Origin of the sequence: Lutibacter sp., assembly GCF_013139515.1 — a bacterium.
Taxonomy (GTDB): Bacteria; Bacteroidota; Bacteroidia; order Flavobacteriales; family Flavobacteriaceae; genus Lutibacter.
The window spans coordinates 28,851-50,050 of record NZ_WTAR01000032.1 but is presented as its reverse complement, the minus strand read 5'-3'; the positions used below and the strand labels follow the sequence as shown (position 1 = coordinate 50,050).

At 29.4% G+C, this 21,200-nt stretch carries 19 protein-coding genes; 14 read left to right on the top strand and 5 right to left on the bottom strand.

What is annotated here, in order from left to right:
- Positions 1–226 precede the first annotated feature (226 nt).
- The 3 genes from ileS (at position 227) to GQ540_RS04250 (ending at position 4,699) form a co-directional block, all read left to right on the top strand.
- Positions 227–3,634, top strand: a complete 3,408-nt coding sequence (ileS, locus tag GQ540_RS04260) for an isoleucine--tRNA ligase (RefSeq protein WP_291797836.1) — start codon at positions 227–229, stop codon at positions 3,632–3,634.
- 4 nt (positions 3,635–3,638) lie between these two features.
- A complete protein-coding gene (locus GQ540_RS04255) occupies positions 3,639–4,013 on the top strand; it encodes a TraR/DksA C4-type zinc finger protein (RefSeq protein WP_291797832.1) in 375 nt (124 codons plus the stop codon).
- Between the two features lie 86 nt (positions 4,014–4,099).
- Entirely contained in the window at positions 4,100–4,699 is a 600-nt protein-coding gene (locus GQ540_RS04250) for a lipoprotein signal peptidase (RefSeq protein WP_291797829.1), read from the top strand.
- A 7-nt stretch (positions 4,700–4,706) separates the two neighbouring features.
- Here GQ540_RS04250 and GQ540_RS04245 read toward each other — a convergent pair whose 3' ends face one another.
- Both GQ540_RS04245 and GQ540_RS04240 read right to left on the bottom strand, forming a co-directional pair.
- Complete coding sequence (locus GQ540_RS04245; RefSeq protein WP_291797826.1) at positions 4,707–6,038, bottom strand: sulfatase-like hydrolase/transferase; 1,332 nt, start codon at positions 6,036–6,038, stop codon at positions 4,707–4,709.
- A 5-nt stretch (positions 6,039–6,043) separates the two neighbouring features.
- Positions 6,044–7,267 (bottom strand): DUF1566 domain-containing protein, encoded by a 1,224-nt coding sequence (locus tag GQ540_RS04240; RefSeq protein WP_291797823.1) that lies wholly within the window; start codon positions 7,265–7,267, stop codon positions 6,044–6,046.
- Between the two features lie 99 nt (positions 7,268–7,366).
- On the opposite strand from GQ540_RS04240, the gene GQ540_RS04235 reads away from it, so the two are divergent.
- From GQ540_RS04235 to GQ540_RS04205, 7 genes are read left to right on the top strand one after another with little or no spacing between them, the layout of a single operon-like run.
- Positions 7,367–7,699, top strand: a complete 333-nt coding sequence (locus tag GQ540_RS04235) for a helix-turn-helix transcriptional regulator (RefSeq protein WP_291797820.1) — start codon at positions 7,367–7,369, stop codon at positions 7,697–7,699.
- Between the two features lie 47 nt (positions 7,700–7,746).
- Complete coding sequence (locus GQ540_RS04230; protein ID WP_291797817.1) at positions 7,747–8,094, top strand: thioredoxin family protein; 348 nt, start codon at positions 7,747–7,749, stop codon at positions 8,092–8,094.
- Positions 8,095–8,131: 37 nt separating this feature from the next.
- Complete coding sequence (arsB, locus tag GQ540_RS04225; protein ID WP_291797814.1) at positions 8,132–9,172, top strand: ACR3 family arsenite efflux transporter; 1,041 nt, start codon at positions 8,132–8,134, stop codon at positions 9,170–9,172.
- A 1-nt stretch (position 9,173) separates the two neighbouring features.
- Positions 9,174–9,614 (top strand): rhodanese-like domain-containing protein, encoded by a 441-nt coding sequence (locus tag GQ540_RS04220; RefSeq protein WP_291797811.1) that lies wholly within the window; start codon positions 9,174–9,176, stop codon positions 9,612–9,614.
- Between the two features lie 16 nt (positions 9,615–9,630).
- The gene (locus GQ540_RS04215; RefSeq protein WP_291797808.1) at positions 9,631–10,608 is read left to right on the top strand and encodes a permease; all 978 of its coding nucleotides are present in this window, start codon (positions 9,631–9,633) and stop codon (positions 10,606–10,608) included.
- An 18-nt stretch (positions 10,609–10,626) separates the two neighbouring features.
- Positions 10,627–11,064, top strand: a complete 438-nt coding sequence (locus tag GQ540_RS04210) for a nitrophenyl compound nitroreductase subunit ArsF family protein (protein ID WP_291797805.1) — start codon at positions 10,627–10,629, stop codon at positions 11,062–11,064.
- Complete coding sequence (locus GQ540_RS04205; protein WP_291797803.1) at positions 11,065–11,772, top strand: aromatic aminobenezylarsenical efflux permease ArsG family transporter; 708 nt, start codon at positions 11,065–11,067, stop codon at positions 11,770–11,772.
- 207 nt (positions 11,773–11,979) lie between these two features.
- Here the strand turns inward: GQ540_RS04205 and GQ540_RS04200 are convergent, their stop codons facing one another.
- The gene (locus tag GQ540_RS04200) at positions 11,980–13,209 is read right to left on the bottom strand and encodes a pyridoxal-dependent decarboxylase (RefSeq protein ID WP_291797800.1); all 1,230 of its coding nucleotides are present in this window, start codon (positions 13,207–13,209) and stop codon (positions 11,980–11,982) included.
- A 172-nt stretch (positions 13,210–13,381) separates the two neighbouring features.
- Between GQ540_RS04200 and uvrC the strand changes: the two genes are divergently transcribed.
- Positions 13,382–15,166, top strand: coding sequence for an excinuclease ABC subunit UvrC (gene uvrC, locus GQ540_RS04195; protein ID WP_291797797.1), 1,785 nt, complete (start codon positions 13,382–13,384; stop codon positions 15,164–15,166).
- A 1-nt stretch (position 15,167) separates the two neighbouring features.
- The gene (locus GQ540_RS04190; RefSeq protein WP_291797794.1) at positions 15,168–17,384 is read left to right on the top strand and encodes a patatin-like phospholipase family protein; all 2,217 of its coding nucleotides are present in this window, start codon (positions 15,168–15,170) and stop codon (positions 17,382–17,384) included.
- 46 nt (positions 17,385–17,430) lie between these two features.
- On the opposite strand, the gene GQ540_RS04185 is transcribed toward GQ540_RS04190, so the two are convergent.
- Complete coding sequence (locus GQ540_RS04185; RefSeq protein WP_291797792.1) at positions 17,431–18,981, bottom strand: ribonuclease E/G; 1,551 nt, start codon at positions 18,979–18,981, stop codon at positions 17,431–17,433.
- A 278-nt stretch (positions 18,982–19,259) separates the two neighbouring features.
- Positions 19,260–19,550 (bottom strand): HU family DNA-binding protein, encoded by a 291-nt coding sequence (locus GQ540_RS04180; protein ID WP_291797789.1) that lies wholly within the window; start codon positions 19,548–19,550, stop codon positions 19,260–19,262.
- A 131-nt stretch (positions 19,551–19,681) separates the two neighbouring features.
- Here GQ540_RS04180 and mutY point away from each other — a divergent pair, with 131 nt between their 5' ends.
- Both mutY and GQ540_RS04170 read left to right on the top strand, forming a co-directional pair.
- Positions 19,682–20,731, top strand: a complete 1,050-nt coding sequence (gene mutY / locus GQ540_RS04175; RefSeq protein WP_291797787.1) for an A/G-specific adenine glycosylase — start codon at positions 19,682–19,684, stop codon at positions 20,729–20,731.
- Positions 20,732–20,758: 27 nt separating this feature from the next.
- Positions 20,759–21,199 carry a single-stranded DNA-binding protein gene (locus tag GQ540_RS04170; RefSeq protein ID WP_291797784.1) on the top strand — a complete coding sequence of 147 codons (441 nt, stop codon included), beginning with the start codon at positions 20,759–20,761 and terminating at the stop codon, positions 21,197–21,199.
- The last annotated feature ends 1 nt before the right edge of the window (position 21,200 follow it).

The window sequence follows — 21,200 nt, the reverse complement described above, 5'->3', positions numbered from 1 at the left end:
TTATCACCTCTGTGAACGTCACTAAAAAGTATAAATTTTGAATTAGAATTTAACTGAATTCTTTTAGCGTTTTTATAAGAATTTGAGATAATTTGTTGAATCATATGTAAACTTAAATTAAAACTACTTATTACAAGGTTTTAAGGTGTAAATATTTTGCAATTTATGAAATGATATTTTGAAGAAAATACGTAATTTCGCAAACTAATTGATTTAAAGGCATAAAATGAGTAAAAAGTTTAGAGAATATAAAGGATTGAACCTCACTAAAGTAGCAGAAGAAACTTTAGCGATATGGGAAGCAGAGAATATTTTCGAAAAAAGTATAGCTACGAGAGATGAAAATAAACCATTCGTATTTTTTGAAGGACCTCCTTCAGCAAATGGTTTACCAGGAATTCATCACGTAATGGCACGTGCTATAAAAGATATTTTTTGCCGTTATAAAACCTTACAAGGTTTTCAAGTTAAACGTAAAGCAGGGTGGGATACACACGGTTTGCCAATTGAATTAGGTGTTGAAAAAGAATTAGGAATTACCAAAGAAGATATAGGTAAAAAAATTACCGTTGAAGAATATAATGATGCTTGTAGAACAGCAGTAATGCGTTATACAGATATTTGGGAAGACTTAACACTTAAAATGGGACATTGGGTTGATATGGAAGATCCGTATGTAACTTACAAGCCAAAATACATGGAAACTGTTTGGTGGTTATTGTCTCAATTGTATAAAAAAGATTTGATTTATAAAGGATATACAATTCAACCATATTCACCAAAAGCTGGTACAGGATTAAGTTCTCACGAATTAAATCAGCCAGGAACTTATCAAGATGTTACTGACACTACTGCCGTTGCACAGTTTAAAGCGGTTAAAAGTACGTTGCCAGATTTCCTTCAAGAAATAGACGGCGACATTCACTTTTTAGCTTGGACAACAACACCTTGGACATTGCCTTCAAATACAGCACTTACTGTTGGAAAGAAAATTGAATATGTTGTTGTAAAATCTTTTAATCAATATACGTTTGAACCTATTCAAGTAATTTTAGCTAAGAATTTAGTAGGAAAACAATTTTCAAAAAAATTCTTCGCAGTTGAAAATGAAGCGCAACTTTCTGAATACAAAGAGAACGATAAAAAAATTCCATTTATAGTTGTTAAAGAATTCAAAGGGGTTGATATTTTAGAAGCTAAATACGAGCAATTATTACCGTTTGTACTTCCATATCAAAATCCTGAAAATGCTTTTAGAGTTATTGCAGGTGATTTTGTAACTACTGAAGATGGTACAGGAATTGTACACACTGCTCCAACTTTTGGTGCAGATGATGCGATGGTTGCGAAACAAGCAACACCTGAAGTTCCACCAATGTTAGTTTTGGATGATAATGGTAATCCGGTTCCGTTGGTAGATTTACAAGGAAAGTTCACCAAACATATGGGTGAATATGCAGGGAAATATGTTAAGAACGAATATTATGCTGAAGGTGAAGCTCCACAGCGTTCACTTGATGTTGAAATTTCTATTCAATTAAAAGAAGAAAATAAAGCTTTTCACGTAGAAAAGTATCGCCATAGTTATCCGCATTGTTGGAGAACAGATAAACCAATTTTATATTATCCATTAGATTCTTGGTTTGTAAAAGTTACAGACAAACGTGATAGAATGTTTGATTTAAACGATACTATTAACTGGAAACCAAAATCAACCGGAGAAGGTAGATTTGGAAACTGGTTAAAAAATGCCAATGATTGGAATTTATCGCGTTCACGTTATTGGGGAATTCCATTGCCAATTTGGAGAACAGAAGATGGTACAGAGGAAATTATGATTGGCTCTGTTGAAGAGTTAAAAGATGAAATGAAAAAATCTGTTGAAGCAGGTTTTTTAGAAGCTGATATTTTTACCGATTTTGAAGTTGGTAATATGAGTGATGAGAATTATGATAAAATTGATTTACATAAAAATATAGTTGATGTAGTTACATTAGTTTCTCCAAAAGGACAACAAATGAAACGAGAATCAGATTTAATTGATGTTTGGTTTGATTCAGGTTCAATGCCGTATGCACAATGGCATTATCCGTTTGAGAATAAAGAATTAATTGACGAGAAAAAATTCTATCCAGCTGATTTTATTGCTGAAGGAGTTGACCAAACTCGTGGTTGGTTTTATACATTACACGCAATTGGAACCATGGTTTTTGATTCGGTTGCTTATAAAAATGTAGTGTCTAACGGTTTGGTGTTAGACAAAGAAGGTAAAAAAATGTCGAAACGTTTAGGAAACGCTGTTGATCCGTTTAAAACAATGGAAAAGTATGGCGCAGATGCTACACGTTGGTATATGATTTCAAATGCAAATCCGTGGGATAATTTAAAATTTGATATTGAAGGGATTGATGAGGTTCGTAGAAAATTTTTCGGAACATTATACAATACCTATTCATTCTTTTCATTATATGCCAATTTAGATGGTTTTACCTATGCTGAAGATGAAATTGCAATTGAAGAAAGACCGGAAATTGACCGTTGGGTTTTATCAGAATTAAATACATTGGTTAAAAATGTAGAGAAATTTTATGAAGAATATGAACCAACCAAAGCAGCTAGAGCAATTCAAGATTTTGTTTCAGAATATGTTAGTAACTGGTTTGTTCGTTTAAGTAGAAGACGTTTTTGGAAAGGAGAATATGGACAAGATAAAATTTCAGCGTATCAAACATTATATACTTGTATGGTTACGGTTGCAAAATTAGCTTCGCCAATTGCACCATTTTTTATGGATAATTTGTATAAAGATTTAACAACTATTTCAGGAAAAGAAAATTTTGAATCTATACATTTGGGAACATTTCCAACTTGTGATGAAAGTTTGATTGATAGTAAGTTAGAGCATAAAATGCAACAAGCTCAAAAAATTTCATCAATGGTACTATCATTACGTAAAAAAGAAATGATAAAAGTTCGTCAGCCATTACAGCGAATTATGATTCCTATTTTAGATGAAAATGATAGAGAGGAGATTTTAGCTGTTGAAAACTTAATAAAATCGGAAGTGAATGTGAAGGAAATTGAGTTGATTGACGATGCTTCAGGTATTTTGGTAAAAACAATAAAGCCTAATTTTAAAGTGCTTGGGCCTAGGTTTGGAAAAGATATGAGGTTTGTGGCACAGGCAATTCAAAATTTAACACAAGACGACATTTCAACTGTTGAAAAACAAGGTGAAATTTCATTAAAAGTAAATGAAAATGTTGTATTTTTAGAACTTAATGAAGTAGAAATTTCATCACAAGATATTGAAGGTTGGTTAGTTGCTAATCAAGGAAATTTAACAGTAGCTTTAGATGTAACAATTACTGATGAATTACGTAAAGAAGGAAATGCAAGAGAGTTGGTAAACAGAGTACAGAACCTTCGTAAAGAATCTGGTTTAGATGTAACAGATAAAATAAAATTGATTATTCAAAAAAATGATATATTAGAGCAGTCAATTTTTGCAAATGAACAATATATAAAATCTGAAACGTTAACAAAAGAACTAGTGTTTGAAGAAATAGTAGAAAAAGGCACAGAAATTGCTTTTGACGATGTAAACACTAAAATATTAATACAAAAAATGTGAGCTTATGAACGAAAATAATAGATATTCAGACATAGATTTAGCTGAATTTAAAGAGCTAATTTTAAATAAAATTAATTATGCTGAAGAAGATTTAGCATTGATTAAAAGTGCTTTTAAAAACGATAGTAATAACGGTACAGATGATACTTCACCTACATTTAAAGCTTTTGAGGAAGGCTCTGAAACCATGTCTAAAGAAGCAAATGTTGCTTTAGCAATTCGTCAAGAAAAATTTATTAGAGATTTAAAAAATGCTTTAGTTCGTATTGAAAATAAAACATACGGTATTTGTCGTGTTACAGGAAAATTAATTATGAAAGAACGATTAAAGTTGGTTCCACACGCAACATTAAGTATTGAAGCAAAAAATATGCAGTAATAATTTTAAATTTATTAATAAAAATATCTTAAAATTAAGGTTTTAAGATATTTTTATTTTTTATATCATTCCCAAAATCTTCTCAATTGAAAAAAGCCATATTTATTATATTTATAGTATTATTAATTGATCAAATTAGTAAAGTTTACATTAAAACTAATTTTTTCTATGGAGAAGAAGTGGTTGTTTTTGATTGGTTTCGTATCCATTTTATTGAAAATAACGGAATGGCTTGGGGTGCTGAATTTGGTGGAAAATCAGGTAAATTATTTTTAACAATTTTTAGATTATTTGCAATTACAGGGATTGGATATTGGTTATTTACTTCAATTAAAAAGAATGCACATAACGTATTAATAGTTGCTGTTTCCTTAATTTTTGCTGGTGCAATGGGAAATATTATTGATTCTGTTTTTTATGGAGTGGTTTTTAATACACCTGGAGGTCATGAAATTGCAGCATTATTTTCTGAACAAGCAAAAGGAACATTATTTTTTGGAAAAGTTGTAGACATGCTTTATTTCCCTATTTGGAGTGGCGATTTACCAAGTTGGATTCCTTATTTTGGTGGAAAATCTTTTACTTTTTTTAATGCTATTTTTAATGTTGCTGATACTGCAATTTCTACAGGTGTTGGAATCTTAATATTTTTTAATAAAAAAGCATTTCCAAAAGTTGAAGAGTAAAGAGAACTTATTGTCTAATTTCATTTAACTTTAAAACTAATTCACCTTTTATCAATTCATCAGTACTATTTAATGGTAACAGGTGAGCGTGCATTAAATTTATAGACTCTAAAGGATCAGTACTTAAATTATATAATTTCTCCGTTCCATCTTCAAAAAGAAGGTATTTATGTGTTTTGTTTCTAATGGTATAATCAGAATTTCCTACTCCACTTCCTGTTTCAGCATATACATAATCTCTAAAGGTTTCATTATGATTAGAAAGTAATTCTTTAAAGTTTTGACTGTCATTTATTTTATCAACATTAACACCTGCAATATTTGCAATTGTAGCAAATAAATCGGTTGTGTTAATAAGTGCATCTTCAGTTATATTAAATCGGTTTACACCTTTTCCAGAAATTATCATTGGCACGTTAATTCCTCCTTGATATAAGGACCCTTTTGTTCTTAACGAATTGTATTCTTGAGCTACTTGCTGAGGTGTTCCATTATCACCAATAAAAATAATAATAGTATTCTCTTTTTCTTCTTCGCTGAGAGAACTTATAAGTCTTCCCATTTCTGAATCCATTGCTTCTAACATCGCCATATAATAAGGTAATGGATTGGCTTCAATACTTGCATCATTAGTTGGAAGTGCGCCTTGAGAATGTAATTCATTTGGGGGTAAATGAAAAGGTGTATGAGGAGCATTATAGGCCAACCATAAAAACCATGGTTGTGTTTGATTTTCGACCCAATTAATTGCTAAATCGGTAATTTTTGTTGTTGAATATTCAGTAGAATTAGTTGTTATGTTATTTTCAGATAGATTCCAATCCCAATATGATGATACTCCACCGGTTAACAAACCTGCATAATAATTTATGCCCATATTTGTTGGATGATTTGTATTTTCTGATAAATGCCATTTTCCAATTACAGCTTGGTTATATGTTGCACCTAAATTATTATCTAAATATTGTTGAATTGAAGTTTCAGAAGTTGAAAGTTCATCACCAACCTTTAAAACATCTGTTCTAAATCCGTATTTTCCAGTAATAATACTTGATCGTGTTGGAGAGCAAGTAGGGTTAGACCAAACATTATTAAACCTAACACCACTATTAATCATACTTTCCAGATTTGGCATTGTTGGTTTTGTAATTCCTAAATCATAACCAGGACAAGCGTCTAAACCCATATCATCAGCAATAACTAGTAGAATGTTTGGCTTATTATTTGCTTCAGGGGTTTCTATTATAATATCATCTTCTAGTTGAATATTATTTTCTTTACTACATGAAACTAATATAATTACAAATAGTAATATCATACTTATTTTAAAAATCTTCATAATATTTATTCTATTGATCTAACACATCTAACATAGTTGTATACATACCGAACATCACCTTGCGGACCAAAAAACTGAGGATAATCATTTATGTTTCCACTTTTCGGGTCGCTACGTTGGCAGCCAGTTCCGTGAACATCCATTAAAGTTCCATTCATTTTCCCTTGCCCTTCTCCAAAAGCAATATAAACGGCACCTGCATATGGGTTTATTCCATCTAAATGAGTTGTGCTAGTCCAAAAATAAGGATATTGACCTGAATTTCCATCTGGATCGTTAATTAAAGTGGTATCAAAAATGGGGTTAATTGCTGGTGAATTTGTTGTTTGCGGACTTCTAGTATAATCAACCAAACTTTGTAATTCTTTTGCGTTTGGTAATCTCCAATCACTTTTACCTCCTAAATCTAAATTTTCAGCATATGCTAGTGCGTTTTCCCAATCTTTAGCTACACCATCATCAGCTTTTTGCCATATAAGTCTGGTTGCTTCATCTGTAATAGTACCATTACTATTATCAGTAAAATTATTTATTCCATAATTAGTATTTCCTCTTACCATTCTAAAATACATTGTTTTCGCTTCGTTTTGGTTTGCCGGATTGTATTTTGGGTAGCCTTTAATTCTTCCATCAACAAAATTTACACCAAAAACAGTTTCGTCACCATTCATTGTATATCCAACATATTGAGTTGAAGACCATGTTTGCGCATCAATTTCTCGTTCACCTATTGAAGTATTACCAAGCGGTTGATTAAAATAATTGGTATCAATAAATGGAAGTATAGCTGATTCTCCTTGAACACTTCCTGTAAATACAATTAAAGAATACAATTCTTTAATTGTAGGAACTCTCCAATCTAAGTAATTTCCTAAAGTTGAAGATGATGCTTTGTTAAAAGCTTCATCATAAGTAATTTTTGTTCCCATATCTTGCTCCCAAATTAAGCCTGTTACATTATCTGTAATAGTTCCATCTCCATTATTTGTATATGAATGTTGATTGCTTTGGTAAGTTGCGTCTTGCCCAAAAAAAGCTTCTCCTAAAGTTGGTGAAGAAATAATTGCGGTGTTATTGTAAAAATCGGTAACACCTGTATCAACTATTGGATAGTTGCTTTCAGTTGTTAAAATATCAATTGTAGTAATTTCAGTTATTGTAGTGTCAGTTGCATTATTACAAGATACAATTAACAATAGATTTAAAATAAGATAGCGAACTTCTTTCATTACATTAAAATTTTGATGGATATAAAATAAGACTTAAAAATTATCGATTGGTTTAAAATTTGGAAAATAATTTTTTAATCGTACATTTGCGATGAACTTATGAAAAGAACAATTCAAGATATTAATTATTTAGAAGAAACTGAAAATTTGGCAAAATTTGCAAAAGCTTTAGGACATCCAACTCGAATTAAAATTTTAAACTATTTAGAAAACCAAAGTTGTTGTTATACGGGTGATTTGATAGAGATGTTGCCGTTGGCACAATCAACAATATCACAACATTTAAAAGAATTAAAAAATGCGGGTTTAATTAAAGGTGAAGTTTCACCTCCCAAAATTAAATACTGTATTCATCAAGAAAATTGGAAAAAAGCAAAAATGTTGTTTGCTGTTTTTTTTGAAAAACATGCTGTAAAAACATCTTGTAAATAAAAAAATTAATTAAATCTATCGTTTATTGGCGATAATAAATATAAAAAATGAAAACAATAAAAATATTAGGAACAGGCTGCCCAAATTGTGTAACAACAGAAAAAATTGTTACTGAAGTTGTAAATGAATTAGCAATTGAAGCAACTATAGTTAAAGTTACAGATATTCAAGAAATTATGGCGTATGATATTATGAGTACACCAGCTGTTGTGATAGATGAACAAGTTGTAATAAAAGGTAGAGTGCCTTCAAAAGAAGAAGTAAAACTACTGTTAGTAGATAATTTTGCTAATAATGCATGTTGCTCTGATGAAAACATGGATGCTACTTGCTGTGAACCAACTTCAGAAAACACTTCAGATGCTTGTTGCGATCCTAGCTCAGATTGTTGTTAAAAAATATTCATAATCTCTCAATCTCAAATTTTTTGACATGAAAAAAAGACTAAAATTATTAGATAGGTTTTTAACGCTTTGGATTTTTTTGGCAATGGCTATAGGTGTAAGTCTAGGTTATTTCTTCCCTCAAATGGCAAGTGTAACAGATTCGTTATCAGTAGGAACTACAAATATTCCCTTAGCAATTGGGTTAATATTAATGATGTATCCACCATTGGCAAAAGTAGATTACAGTTTAATTCCAATAGTTTTTAAAGACACAAAATTAATGTCCATGTCTTTATTTTTAAATTGGATTGTGGGTCCGGTTTTAATGTTTGTATTAGCAATTATATTTTTAAGAGATGAACCAGGATATATGTCTGGTTTAATTTTAATTGGCTTGGCGCGTTGTATTGCAATGGTAATTGTTTGGAACGATTTAGCAGGCGCAAGTAGAGAATATGGCGCTACATTAATAGCGTTAAACAGTGTTTTTCAAATTATTACCTATAGTTTTTATGCATGGTTATTTATTACGGTACTTCCAAATTATTTGGGATTAGATAGTTTTGATGTTGATATTTCAGTTTGGGAAGTTGCTAAAAGCGTTCTAATTTATTTAGGAATTCCTTTTGCTGCAGGTTTTTTAAGTAGAAAATACTTAGTAAAATATAAAGGCTCAACTTGGTATAATACAAAATTTATTCCGTTTATTTCACCAATTACATTAATTGCTTTATTAGCAACTATTGTTTTAATGTTTAGTTTAAAAGGCGATTTAATTGTTGAAATTCCGTTTGATGTTTTAAAAATTGCAGTGCCATTAGTTATCTACTTTGTGTTGATGTTCTTTGTAAGTTTCTTTGTAGGAAAAGCAATGAATATAGATTATAAACGTAATGCAGCTGTTGCTTTTACAGCAACTGGTAACAATTTTGAATTGGCAATTGCAGTTGCTATTGCAGTTTTTGGCTTAAATTCTCAACAAGCATTTACGGGTGTAATTGGACCTTTGGTTGAGGTTCCGGTTTTAATACTTTTAGTAAAAGTTTCATTATGGCTGAAGAGAAAATATTATCCTAAAGCAGTATAAAATGGAAAAAACAAAAATCTTATTTACAGTAATTATTTTAGCTTTCACAACTTCCGCAAAAGCGCAAGAATTAAAATTAGAAGATTATTTATTGAATTATGATTACGAATCTCGTATTGAGATGAAAATGCAAAGCAAAAATTTAATTCAATTGTTAAAAGATAATGAAGCGCAACTTGTTGATATTCGTTTTGAAGAAGAATATCAATCTTGGAATATGCCAATTGCAATTAATATTCCTTTAGCTGATTTACCAAACAATCTTGAGAAATTAGATAAATCAAAATTAATAGTTACTGCGTGCCCGCATAAAGATAGGGCAATTATAGCTATGATTTATCTTAAAACTAAAGGGTACGAAGTGAAATATCTAACGGATGGTTTATTAGGTTTAGCAGGTAATTTACGAGGTGATAATGCATATGATTTTATTAAAAGATAATTAGTATTTAAATAGAATGTTCGACTGGATTCAACAAATAGCAGATTGGTTAGTTTTTGATATTTTCAACTTAAAGGAAGGAAATCATTTAGCTGAAGCGTTAAATTTTTTCATTTATGATAGTGTGAAAATTTTATTGCTAGTTTTTATAATTATCTTTTTTATGGGAATAGTAAACAGTTATTTTCCTGTTGAAAAGGTTAGAAATTACTTATCTCGCAAAAAATTATACGGTTTTGAATATTTAATGTCTTCATTATTTGGAGTGGTTACACCATTTTGTTCTTGTTCATCAGTGCCATTATTTATTGGTTTTGTAAAAGGTGGAATTCCTTTAGGTGTTACTTTTTCGTTTTTAATTACATCTCCTTTGGTAAATGAAGTTGCTATCGGGTTATTTATAGGTCTTTTTGGTGTAAAAACAACGGTAATTTATGTTGTGAGTGGTATTTTATTAGGAACTATTTCAGGAATCATTCTTCAAAAATTAAAATTAGAGAAATATTTAACACCTTGGGTACAACAAGTACTTGAAAAATCTCAAAAAGAAACAGAGGAATTTGAAGCAACATCTTTTCCTTTTAAAGATAGATTACCTTCAATTTGGATAGATACTAAGACTATTTTAAAAGGAATTTTACCTTATGTAATTATTGGTATTGCAATTGGTGGTATTATGCATGGATATATTCCCGAAGGTTTTTTTGAACAATATTTAAGTAAAGACAATTGGTTTGCAGTACCAATTGCAACCATTTTAGCAGTTCCAATGTATTCAAACGCTTCAGGAATTTTACCTGTGGTACAAGTATTAGTAGCAAAAGGAATTCCATTAGGAACAGCCATTGCATTTATGATGGGTGTAGTAGGACTTTCATTACCTGAAGCAATGCTCTTAAAAAAGGTAATGACCTTTAAATTAATTGGAATTTTCTTTGGAGTAGTAACACTCTGCATTATAATTTCAGGATATATATATAATATAATTTTTTAACAAACTAAATTTTTAATAATGAAACAACTTAGTATTTTAGTAATAATGGTAGTTAGTGTAGTACTATTTTCTTGTAAAGAAAAAGTAGCTACAGAAAAATCAATTAGTGAAAAAGTAGCGAATAAAATTGAGGTGATTGATTTTCACTCAACGCACAGGTGTATGACTTGTAACGCTATTGAATCAAGTACAAAATATACATTAGATACTTATTTTTCAGAAGAATTAAAAAATGAAAGTATTACTCTTCAAATTGTAAATGTTGATGATGAGAAAAATTACAAACTTGCTGAAAAATTTGAAGCAACAGGAACAGCATTATTTTTAAATGTAATTGTTGACGGAAAAGAAACTCAAATTGATTTAACTGAATTTGCTTTTATGAATGGAAACGATCAAGAAAAGTTTTCAAACGAGTTAAAAGTAACATTAGAAACGGAGTTAAAAAAAGTATAAGTGGAGTATTTACAGGCACTTCTAGAAAATTATAACATACCAATTTTATCAGCTTTTGTATTAGGGTTAATGACATCAATTAGCCCTTGTCCACTGGCTACAAATATTACAGCAACGGCTTTTATCTCAAAAAATATCACAAATAAAAAGGTGGTGTTTTTAAGCGGAGTGGTTTACTCTTTAGGAAGAGCTTTTAGCTATACAGCTATTGGTTTAATTTTGTTTTTTGGAGCAAGTAAGTTTCATGTTGGGCGTTTTTTTCAGCAAAATGGAGAAAAGTTTTTAGGTCCGTTATTAATAATTGTAGGTTTAATTATGTTGAATGTAATTAGACTTAATTTTTTAGGAAAATCTAATTTCACAGAAAAACTAACCGAAAAATTAAAAGGAAAGGGTTTATTAGGCTCTTTTTTAATAGGTGTTATTTTTGCTTTGGCTTTTTGTCCGTATAGTGGTGCTTTATATTTTGGAATGTTAATTCCAATGACAATTTCAAGTGTAGATGGTTTGTATTTGCCAATTGTTTTTGCTTTTGGAACAGGACTTCCAGTTATTTTGTTTACATATTTGCTAGCATTTGCAGCAGGTAGTGTAGGTGTTTTTTACAATAAAATAGCTAAAACAGAGAAGGTTATGAGAATAATTACAGGTATTGTTTTTGTGTTTACAGGAGTTTATTATGTGTTGATTTTTGCAGAACTCTTATAATTTGTTAAATTAGCAAAAAAATAAAAATTCATGAAAATATTTGACGACATTAAAAATAAACCACTTGAAACTAAAATTTTGTTTGTGGTAGTTATTATTGCCTTAATATTTTACTCAACTGTTATTACTTAATAGTAAAAAAAGCAAATAATACTTAGAATAAAAAATACTCATTTAAAATGAGTATTTTTCGTATAATTTAAGTTTTTAAACCTCTTTTAATTCATCAATAAATTTTGAAAGGTCATCAATTTCTACATGATCCATCATAATTACTTTATACCAATTATTATCACCATTATGTGTTTCAGGAACTAAGCCATATTTTTGAGCTAATTCTGCAGGAACATACTTAGATTTTAAAGTAACAATATTCATAAAGGGATCTCTAAAATATTCAATATCAAGTTTGTTTAATTGCTTACAAAACCATTCAGTTCGTAATAAAAGTGTATTAATTTTCTCGAACCAACCATAATAACCGTAGCTAAATAATATCATCCAAACAGCAATTGCATTTGCGCCTGAACGGCTACCAACCATAGTTAAATCCATCCCATCAACATATTGAGCTTCTTTGGTTAATACATTTTCAATTAAACCTTTTCTACATAAAAACACACCTGTTCCGTAAGGCGCTTGTAGCATTTTATGAGCATCAATGGTAATAGATGAAATATGTGGATTTTGAAAGTTAATAGTTGATTTTTTGTTAGAAATTGGATAAATAAATCCACCAAAAGCCCCATCAACATGTATTTTGAACTCTACGTTATGTTTGGTTAAAATATTAGCATACACATCAGGATTATCTACAGATCCAAACATAGTTGTTGCCATATTTGAAATAACCATAAAGTACTTTTTACCATCAGAAATTAGATGTTGTACAATTAAATCCAATTCTTCAGTAATTATCTCTCTTGAATTAAATTCAACCGGAATACTAACAGCATCAACACTTAATAAATTTGAACCTTTATGAACTGAATAATGCGTATCTTCAGATGATAAAATGACCATTTCATCTAAAGTTGCATTAAAATCTTTTTTGAAAAGATTTCTATAAATCCATAAAGCTTGCATATTTGCTTCAGTACCACCAGTAGCAATATAACCGTCATATTCATTTTCTTCAGCTTTAAAAATATCAACAGCCAGCACTCTAATTACTTCTTTTTCTAATTCTTGGGAACCTTTAAAAGCCTCTTCAGATTTTCCGGTTGTGTGGCAGCCAATATTATTAGGATTTTGAATAAAGGATTTAAGTAGTGGAGAATCATTTAAAAAAGCACCACTTGTATTAAACACGTTTGCGTCTAATTTAGAAACAGGATATCCTAAAGATTTACTTTCTTCAAAATCAATATTAGATTCTAAAGCTTCATCTATTCTTTTAATCAATTTTTCTTTCGAATATTTTTTCCAGTACTTCATTTGTTTCTAATTTTAGATTATTCGTAAAAAAATCATTTTAAAATGATAATTTTTAAATATTCCGCAAAAATACACTTTTTTAAATGGTAATAGTGCTTAAAATTCAATCTGTTAAAAGAAACGATTGATTCAATAAAAAATAGTAATTTTAATTTTTAAAATAACTTATTTTTTGGAGTTAGAAATTCAAATAAAAACCTTACCAACGTTACCCGGTGTTTATCAATATTATGATAAAAATGGGACTATTTTGTATGTTGGAAAAGCTAAGAATCTAAAAAAAAGAGTTTCATCATATTTTACCAAAAACCACGAGTATGGTAAAACAAAAATATTAGTAAAAAAAATTGTAGATATTAAGCACATTGTTGTTGATACTGAAACCGACGCGTTGTTGTTAGAAAATAATTTGATTAAAAAATACCAGCCACGTTACAATGTGCTATTAAAAGATGATAAAACGTACCCTTGGATTTGTATTAAAAAAGAACGATTTTCAAGAGTGTTTTTAACTAGAAATGTAATAAAAGATGGTTCAGAATATTTTGGACCTTATACTTCAGTTAGAACAGCAAAAGCATTGTTAGATTTAATTAAAGAGTTGTATTTGTTGCGTAGTTGTAATTACGATTTAAGTGAAAAAAATATTGAAGCTCAAAAATATAAAGTGTGTTTAGATTTTCATATTGGAAATTGTAAAGGAGGTTGTGAAGGTTTGCAAACTGAAATAAATTATAGCGAAGATATTGGAGCAATCAGAAATATTATAAAAGGTAATTTTAAAGAATCTTTAAAGTTATTTGAAGAGTTAATGATGCGATATGCGAGCGAAATGGAGTTTGAAGAAGCGCAAAAAATTAAAGAAAAAATAGCATTGTTAGCAAATTATCAAGTAAAATCAACAGTTGTAAATCCGTCAATAACAAATGTTGATGTTTTTTCAATTATTTCTGATGAAAGTTACTGTTATGTAAATTTTTTTAAAATTAGTAACGGAGCAATTATTCAATCCTATACAACTGAAATTAAAAAGAAATTAGACGAAACAGATAAAGAGTTACTTGAGCTAACAATTGTTGAAATTAGACAACGATTCAATTCACAATCTAAAGAAATTTATGTGCCTTTTGAAGTAGATTTAGGAGAAAATCTAAAAGTAACAATTCCTAAACTTGGAGATAAGAAACGAATTGTAGATTTGAGCCTTAGAAACGCAAAATATTATAGGCAAGAACGTTTCAAACAAATTAAAATAGTTGATCCTGATAGACATGTAAATAGAATTATGGCACAAATGCAGAAAGATTTACGACTAACTGTTGAGCCAAGACATATTGAATGTTTTGATAATTCAAATATACAGGGAACAAATCCGGTTGCAGCTTGTGTGGTTTTTAAAAATGGGAAGCCAAGTAAAAAGGATTATAGAAATTTTAACATTAAAACTGTTGAAGGCCCCGATGATTTTGCCTCTATGGAAGAAGTTGTTTTTAGACGCTATAAACGTTTGCAAGATGAAGGTCAGGATTTGCCACAATTAATTGTAATTGATGGTGGCAAAGGACAATTATCAGCTTCATTAAAAAGTTTAGATGTGTTAGGATTAAGAAATAAAATTGCCATAATTGGTATTGCTAAGCGGTTGGAAGAAATCTATTATCCGGGAGATTCAGTACCTATGTATTTAGATAAAACATCAGAAAGTTTGAAAATTATTCAGCAATTGCGAAATGAAGCACACAGGTTTAGTATAACACACCATAGAAATAAACGAAGTAAAGGTGCGCTAACAAATGAGTTGGAACAAATTTCAGGAATTGGTAAGCAAACTGTTGTATCTTTATTGAAGCATTTTAAATCAGTTAAAAGAATTAAGATAGCATCTTTAGCGGAAATTGAGAGTATAATTGGTAAAAATAGAGCCACAATAATTTATGATTATTTACAAAAAAAATAATATGCAAAAGATTTTAATATTAGCCTTTATATGTTCTGTAAATCTTGTTTTTTCACAAGAAATTACAGAAAAAGAAGATATTAAAGTTGGGTTAGTGCTTAGTGGAGGTGGCGCTAAAGGATTGGCTCATGTAGCAGCTATTAAGGTAATTGAAGAAGCAGGTATACGCATAGATTATGTTGGAGGTACAAGTATGGGTGCAATTATTGCGTCATTATATGCTTCAGGATATAATGCAAATCAGTTAGATTCAATTATTAAATCTATAGATTTTTACAAGCTTTTAACAAACGATTTACCACGTAAATCAAAACCATTTTACGAAAAAGAAAGCGGTGAAAAATATGCATTAACCTTACCAATAAATAATAAAAAAGTTGGAATTCCAACGGCATTATCCGAAGGTCAAAATGTATTAAACTTGCTAACAAGACTAACACAGCACGTTAATAATATTAATAATTTTAATAAATTACCAATACCATTTGTATGTGTTGCTACAAATTTAGAAACTGGTAAACAAGAAATTTTAAATAAAGGATTTTTACCTGAAGCAGTGAAAGCTAGCGGTTCGTTTCCAACATTATTAGCCCCAGTAGAGATAGATGGTAAATTATTAACCGATGGTGGAATTGTAAATAATTTTCCTGTTGAAGAAGTAAAAGCAATGGGAGCTGATATAATTATAGGTATAGATATTCAAGGAGGGTTAGAAAGTAAAGAGGAATTAAATTCAGCAGTAAGAATTTTAGATCAAATTGTAGGTTTTCAGATGTATAAAAATTCAGATGCTAAATATAATAAAGTAGATGTATTAATTCAACCTAAAGTAGACACTTATAATGTTGTTTCTTTCGATAAAATAGAAGAAATAATGTTGGAAGGAGATAGAGCTTCACGTGAAAAATTTAACGAATTAAAAAACTTAGCCAATCGCCAAATTAAAAAAGAAACCAAAAAAGTAAATACAAACAGTTATCAAAAATTTCACATTGATAGAATTGAGATTGAAGGGAATAAATATTATACAAGAGCTTATATTTTAGGAAAACTTAATTTAAAGAAAAAAGATACCACAAGTTATAAGATGCTTATTGAAAGTATAAATAATTTATCGGCTACTGGAAATTTTGAAAGTGTACAATATAAAATTGTAGATAATAATGATGGTAGCGTTGTAAAATTTAAAGTAAAAGAACATAAGATTTCAAATTTTTTAAAATTAGGAGTGCATTATGATGATTTTTATAAAACAGGTATTTTATTAAACACAACATTCAAGCACATCTTATTTAAAAATGATGTTGTAGCTGCAGATGTTATTTTAGGAGATAACATTCGTTATAATTTTAATTATTTTATTGATAATGGTTTTTATTGGAGTTTTGGACTAAAATCTAGATTTAATAGCTTTAATTCTGATGTGAATTTTGAAGATGGAACTATTAATAAAATTAATTTAGAATATGAAGACTTTACAAATCAAGCTTATTTTCAAACAGTATTTAATAGAAAATTTGCTATAGGTGTTGGGTTAGAGCATAAATCTATAAAAGCATATACAGAAACAATTACATCGCTTGAATATGAGCAGCTTACAGTTAATGAAGAGAGATTGTATTTTGATAAATCTGGATATTTAAATTTAATAGGTTACTTAAAAATTGATACTTATGATAAAAAGTATTTTCAGAAGAAAGGATTTTATTTAAATGCAGATTTTAGATGGTATTTAAGTTCATCAGATTATAATAAAAACTTTGTTTCGTTTTCTCAATTAAAAGGAAAATTAGGTGTGGCTCATACGTTTTTCAATAAATTAACAACTCATTTTAATTCAGAAGCAGGTATTACTATTGGAGATAATGATAATAGAGTTTTAGATTATAATGTTGGTGGTTATGGTGAAAATTATATCAATAACTTTACACCTTTATTTGGGTACGATTTTGCTGAATTGAGTGCTAATTCATTTTTAAAATCAGCATTAACAATTAGATATGAGTTTTTACCTAAAAACTATTTTTCAGTTACTGCAAATTATGCAAGGGTAGAACGTGATTTATTTAATGAAGGAAGAATTTTTGACAACACCAAATCTGGTTATATGGCTGGGTATGGTTTAGATACTTTTTTGGGACCTGTAGAAATTAATTATTCGTGGTCTCCAGATCATAATTTGAAATATTGGTATTTTAACGTTGGGTATTGGTTTTAAAAAAAGCCCTGCATAAAATGCAGGACTTTTAGATATTGTAAATGCCTTATTTAATAATTTCGCCTTTACTATTGGTAAAGTCAAATCTTAAATATTGGTATGCATCTCTAGGTAAAATTTTAATCCACTTTTTATGTTTTGCAAACCATCGTTGCTGAATTGATGGAATTCCCTTTTTTAAATAAGCAGCAATAAAAGGATGTACATTTAATACAATCTTTTTATTCTTTTTTGAAGCTATGTGCTTATTAAGTTCAGCGTTAATTGTATCTAATAATACAATTGGAGCTTCAACTTCTCCAGAGCCGCTAGGATTAGGCTCTTGAGTTTTAATCACCATTTCTGGTCGTACTCTTTGTCTTGTAATTTGAATTAATCCAAACTTAGTTGGAGGTAATATTTTGTGTTTAGTTCTATCAAATGCCATTTCAGCCTTTAAATGATCATAGAGTTTTTGTCTATGTTCAGCTGTGTGCATATCAATAAAATCAACAACAATAATTCCTCCCATATCACGTAATTGCAATTGCCTGGCAACTTCTGAAGCTGAAATTAAATTTACTTCAAGTGCAGTATCTGCTTGTGATAACGCTTTGTTTGATCTATTCCCACTGTTTACATCAATAACATGAAGTGCTTCAGTGTGTTCAATTACCAAATAAGCTCCTTTGCTCATTGAAACTGTTTTTCCAAATGATGTTTTTATTTGACGTTCAATTCCATATTTTTCAAATATTGGAACTGTAGATTCATAAAGTTTTACAATAGACTCTTTTTTAGGAGCAATTTCTTGTAAATATTCTTTAATTTCTAAAAATAAAACTTCATCATTTGTAACAATATTTGTAAAAGAATCATTAAATAAATCTCTTAAAATTGAAGAGGCTCTATTTAATTCGCTTAATACTTTTATAGGCGTTTGTTGTGTTTTAACGGATCTTACTTTTTTACACATAACCACCCAACGCTCTAATGAATTTTGTATGTCTCTATCAAGTTCTGCAACTTTTTTATTAACTGCTACAGTTCTAATAATTACTCCAAAACCTTTAGGCTTAATGCTTTTTACAAGTCTTTTTAAACGTTCTTTTTCTTGTAAATCGGTAATTTTTTGTGAAACCGATACTCTTTCAGAAAAAGGAACTAAAACCATATATCTACCAGCAATAGATATTTCTGAACTCATACGTGGTCCTTTAGTAGAAATTGGCTCTTTTACAATTTGCACTAATGAGTTTTGACCTGTTTTTAAAACATCAACAATACTTCCGTGTTTATCAATGTCTTTTTCTAGTTGAAAATTATTTAAAGTGTAATCTTTAATTTTACCTGTGCTAATACCTTTTATAAACTTATTTAATGATAATAATTGTGCTCCTAAATCTTGATAATGTAAAAAGCCGTCTTTTTCGTAACCTACGTTAACAAATGAGGCGTTTAAACCAGATAATACTTTTCCAATTCTGGCTAAAAAAATATCGCCAACTGAAAATTTATTACCGTTTGTTTCTTTATTTAGGGCTGTTAATTTACCATCTTTTAATAAGGCAAAATCAATATCAGAGGAGTTTGATCTAATAATTAATTCCGTTTTCACTCTGAATTGTTTTTATGTTTAAGCGTGTAAGCTTAAACTATTTATAATTAGTTTTTCCAGGATTCTATACCCAACAATATTTACAAATTAATTGTAAATATCTATTTCAATGAACTTTTTTTAAAATAAAGAAAAAGTAAGCTTAGCTTACTTTTTCTTTTTGTGTCTATTTGCTCTTGCTCTTTTTTTACGTTTATGAGTAGAGATTTTAGCTCTTTTTCTTTTTTTACCACTTGGCATAATAAAAGGATGTTTTTATGTTAATAAATATGTTGTGCCTACTTTACACTTACTTTGCTTTTTACACCTTCTACAAATACTTTTGCAGGTTTAAATGAAGGTATATTATGAGCAGGAATTTTAATAGTTGTATTTTTTGAAATGTTTCTTCCAGTTTTTTCAGCTCTTGTTTTAATTATAAAACTACCAAAACCTCTTAAGTAAACATTGTCACCTTTTTCTAAAGATACTTTTACCTCGTCCATAAACGCTTCAACTGTTGCTAAAACATCAGCCTTTTCTATTCCAGACTTATCTGAAATACTTGATACGATTTCTGCTTTCGTCATTTTTAATATTGTTATATATGTTATTATAAAATTAAGACGGCAAATATAGGATATATAAATCGATTTCAAAAAGTTAATTCACTAAAATTTAATCAATTAAAACTTGTATTATTGCATTTTACAAAAAAGCGATGAATTTTTCTAACAAGTTAATATTGTGGTATTTACAAAACAAAAGAGATTTGCCTTGGCGCTCAACTGTAAATCCATACATGATTTGGCTGTCTGAAATTATTCTTCAACAAACTAGAGTTGACCAAGGAACGGCTTATTATCATAAATTTGTTGAAAATTTTCCTACCGTAAATGACTTAGCTTTTGCTTCAGAAGAAGAAGTGCTTAAACTGTGGCAAGGTTTAGGATATTACTCTAGAGCTAGGAATTTACATTTTTCAGCACAATATATAATGAATGAACTTCATGGGGAATTTCCAACAACATATAATGAGCTACTTAAATTGAAAGGAGTTGGTGATTATACAGCTTCAGCAATTGCTTCAATTTGTTATAATGAAGCTACCGCTGTGGTTGATGGAAATGTGTATAGAGTGTTGGCTCGTTATTTTGGAATTTACACAGCTATTAATTCAACAAAAGGAATTAAAGAGTTTAAACAATTAGCTCAACAATTATTAGATGTAAAAGAATCAGGCACTCATAACCAAGCTGTGATGGAGTTTGGTGCTAAAATGTGCAAACCTCAAAATCCTAATTGTACTAGTTGTCCGCTAAATAATAGTTGTGTTGCATTGTCTAAAAAAACCATAAAAGAACTTCCTGTAAAAGAAAAGAAGATTAAAATTAAAAATAGATTTTTCAATTATTTAGTAATTGAGACTGAAGACAATAAAACTAAAATTGTAAAAAGAGAAAAAGGAATTTGGTTAAACTTATATGAATTTCCATTAATTGAAACCACTAATGAAATTGATGAACATAAACTTATTGAACATGAGTTATTTAATAAGCTGTTTGCAAAAACATCAACTACAGTTCAGTTATTTAATAAAGAAATAATGGTGCATAAACTATCGCATCAACATATTTATACGAGATTTTGGATTGTAAAAACCAAAACCTCGTCAAAATTTACACTTTCTTGGAACGAGATTGAAAAATATCCGGTATCTACACTCATAGATAATTTTTTAAATGAATATAAAAGCAACTACTATTTTTAGTACTTTTGGTATATAAATGAATAAATTATGGCTGGTACAATTAACAAGGTAATACTTATTGGACATTTAGGAGATGAAGTAAAGATGCATTATTTTGAAGGTGGAAATGCTATTGGTCGTTTTCCTATTGCTACAAATGAAACATATACCAATAAACAAACCGGTGAAAAGGTAACTACTACTGAGTGGCACAATATTGTTGTAAGAAATAAACTAGCTGAAATTTGCGAAAAATATTTAAGCAAAGGTGATAAAATTTACTGTGAAGGACGTATTAAAACACGCCAATGGGAAGATGAAACTGGAGCGAAAAGATATTCAACCGAAATTCATGTGGTTGATATGACGTTTTTAACTACTAAAAACGAATTAAATACACAGCCAAAGCCAGTTGTTAAAAAGTCTGAAGAATCACAAACTAAAGAGCAATCGGTTAACGATCCTGCTGAAGATGATTTGCCTTTTTAAG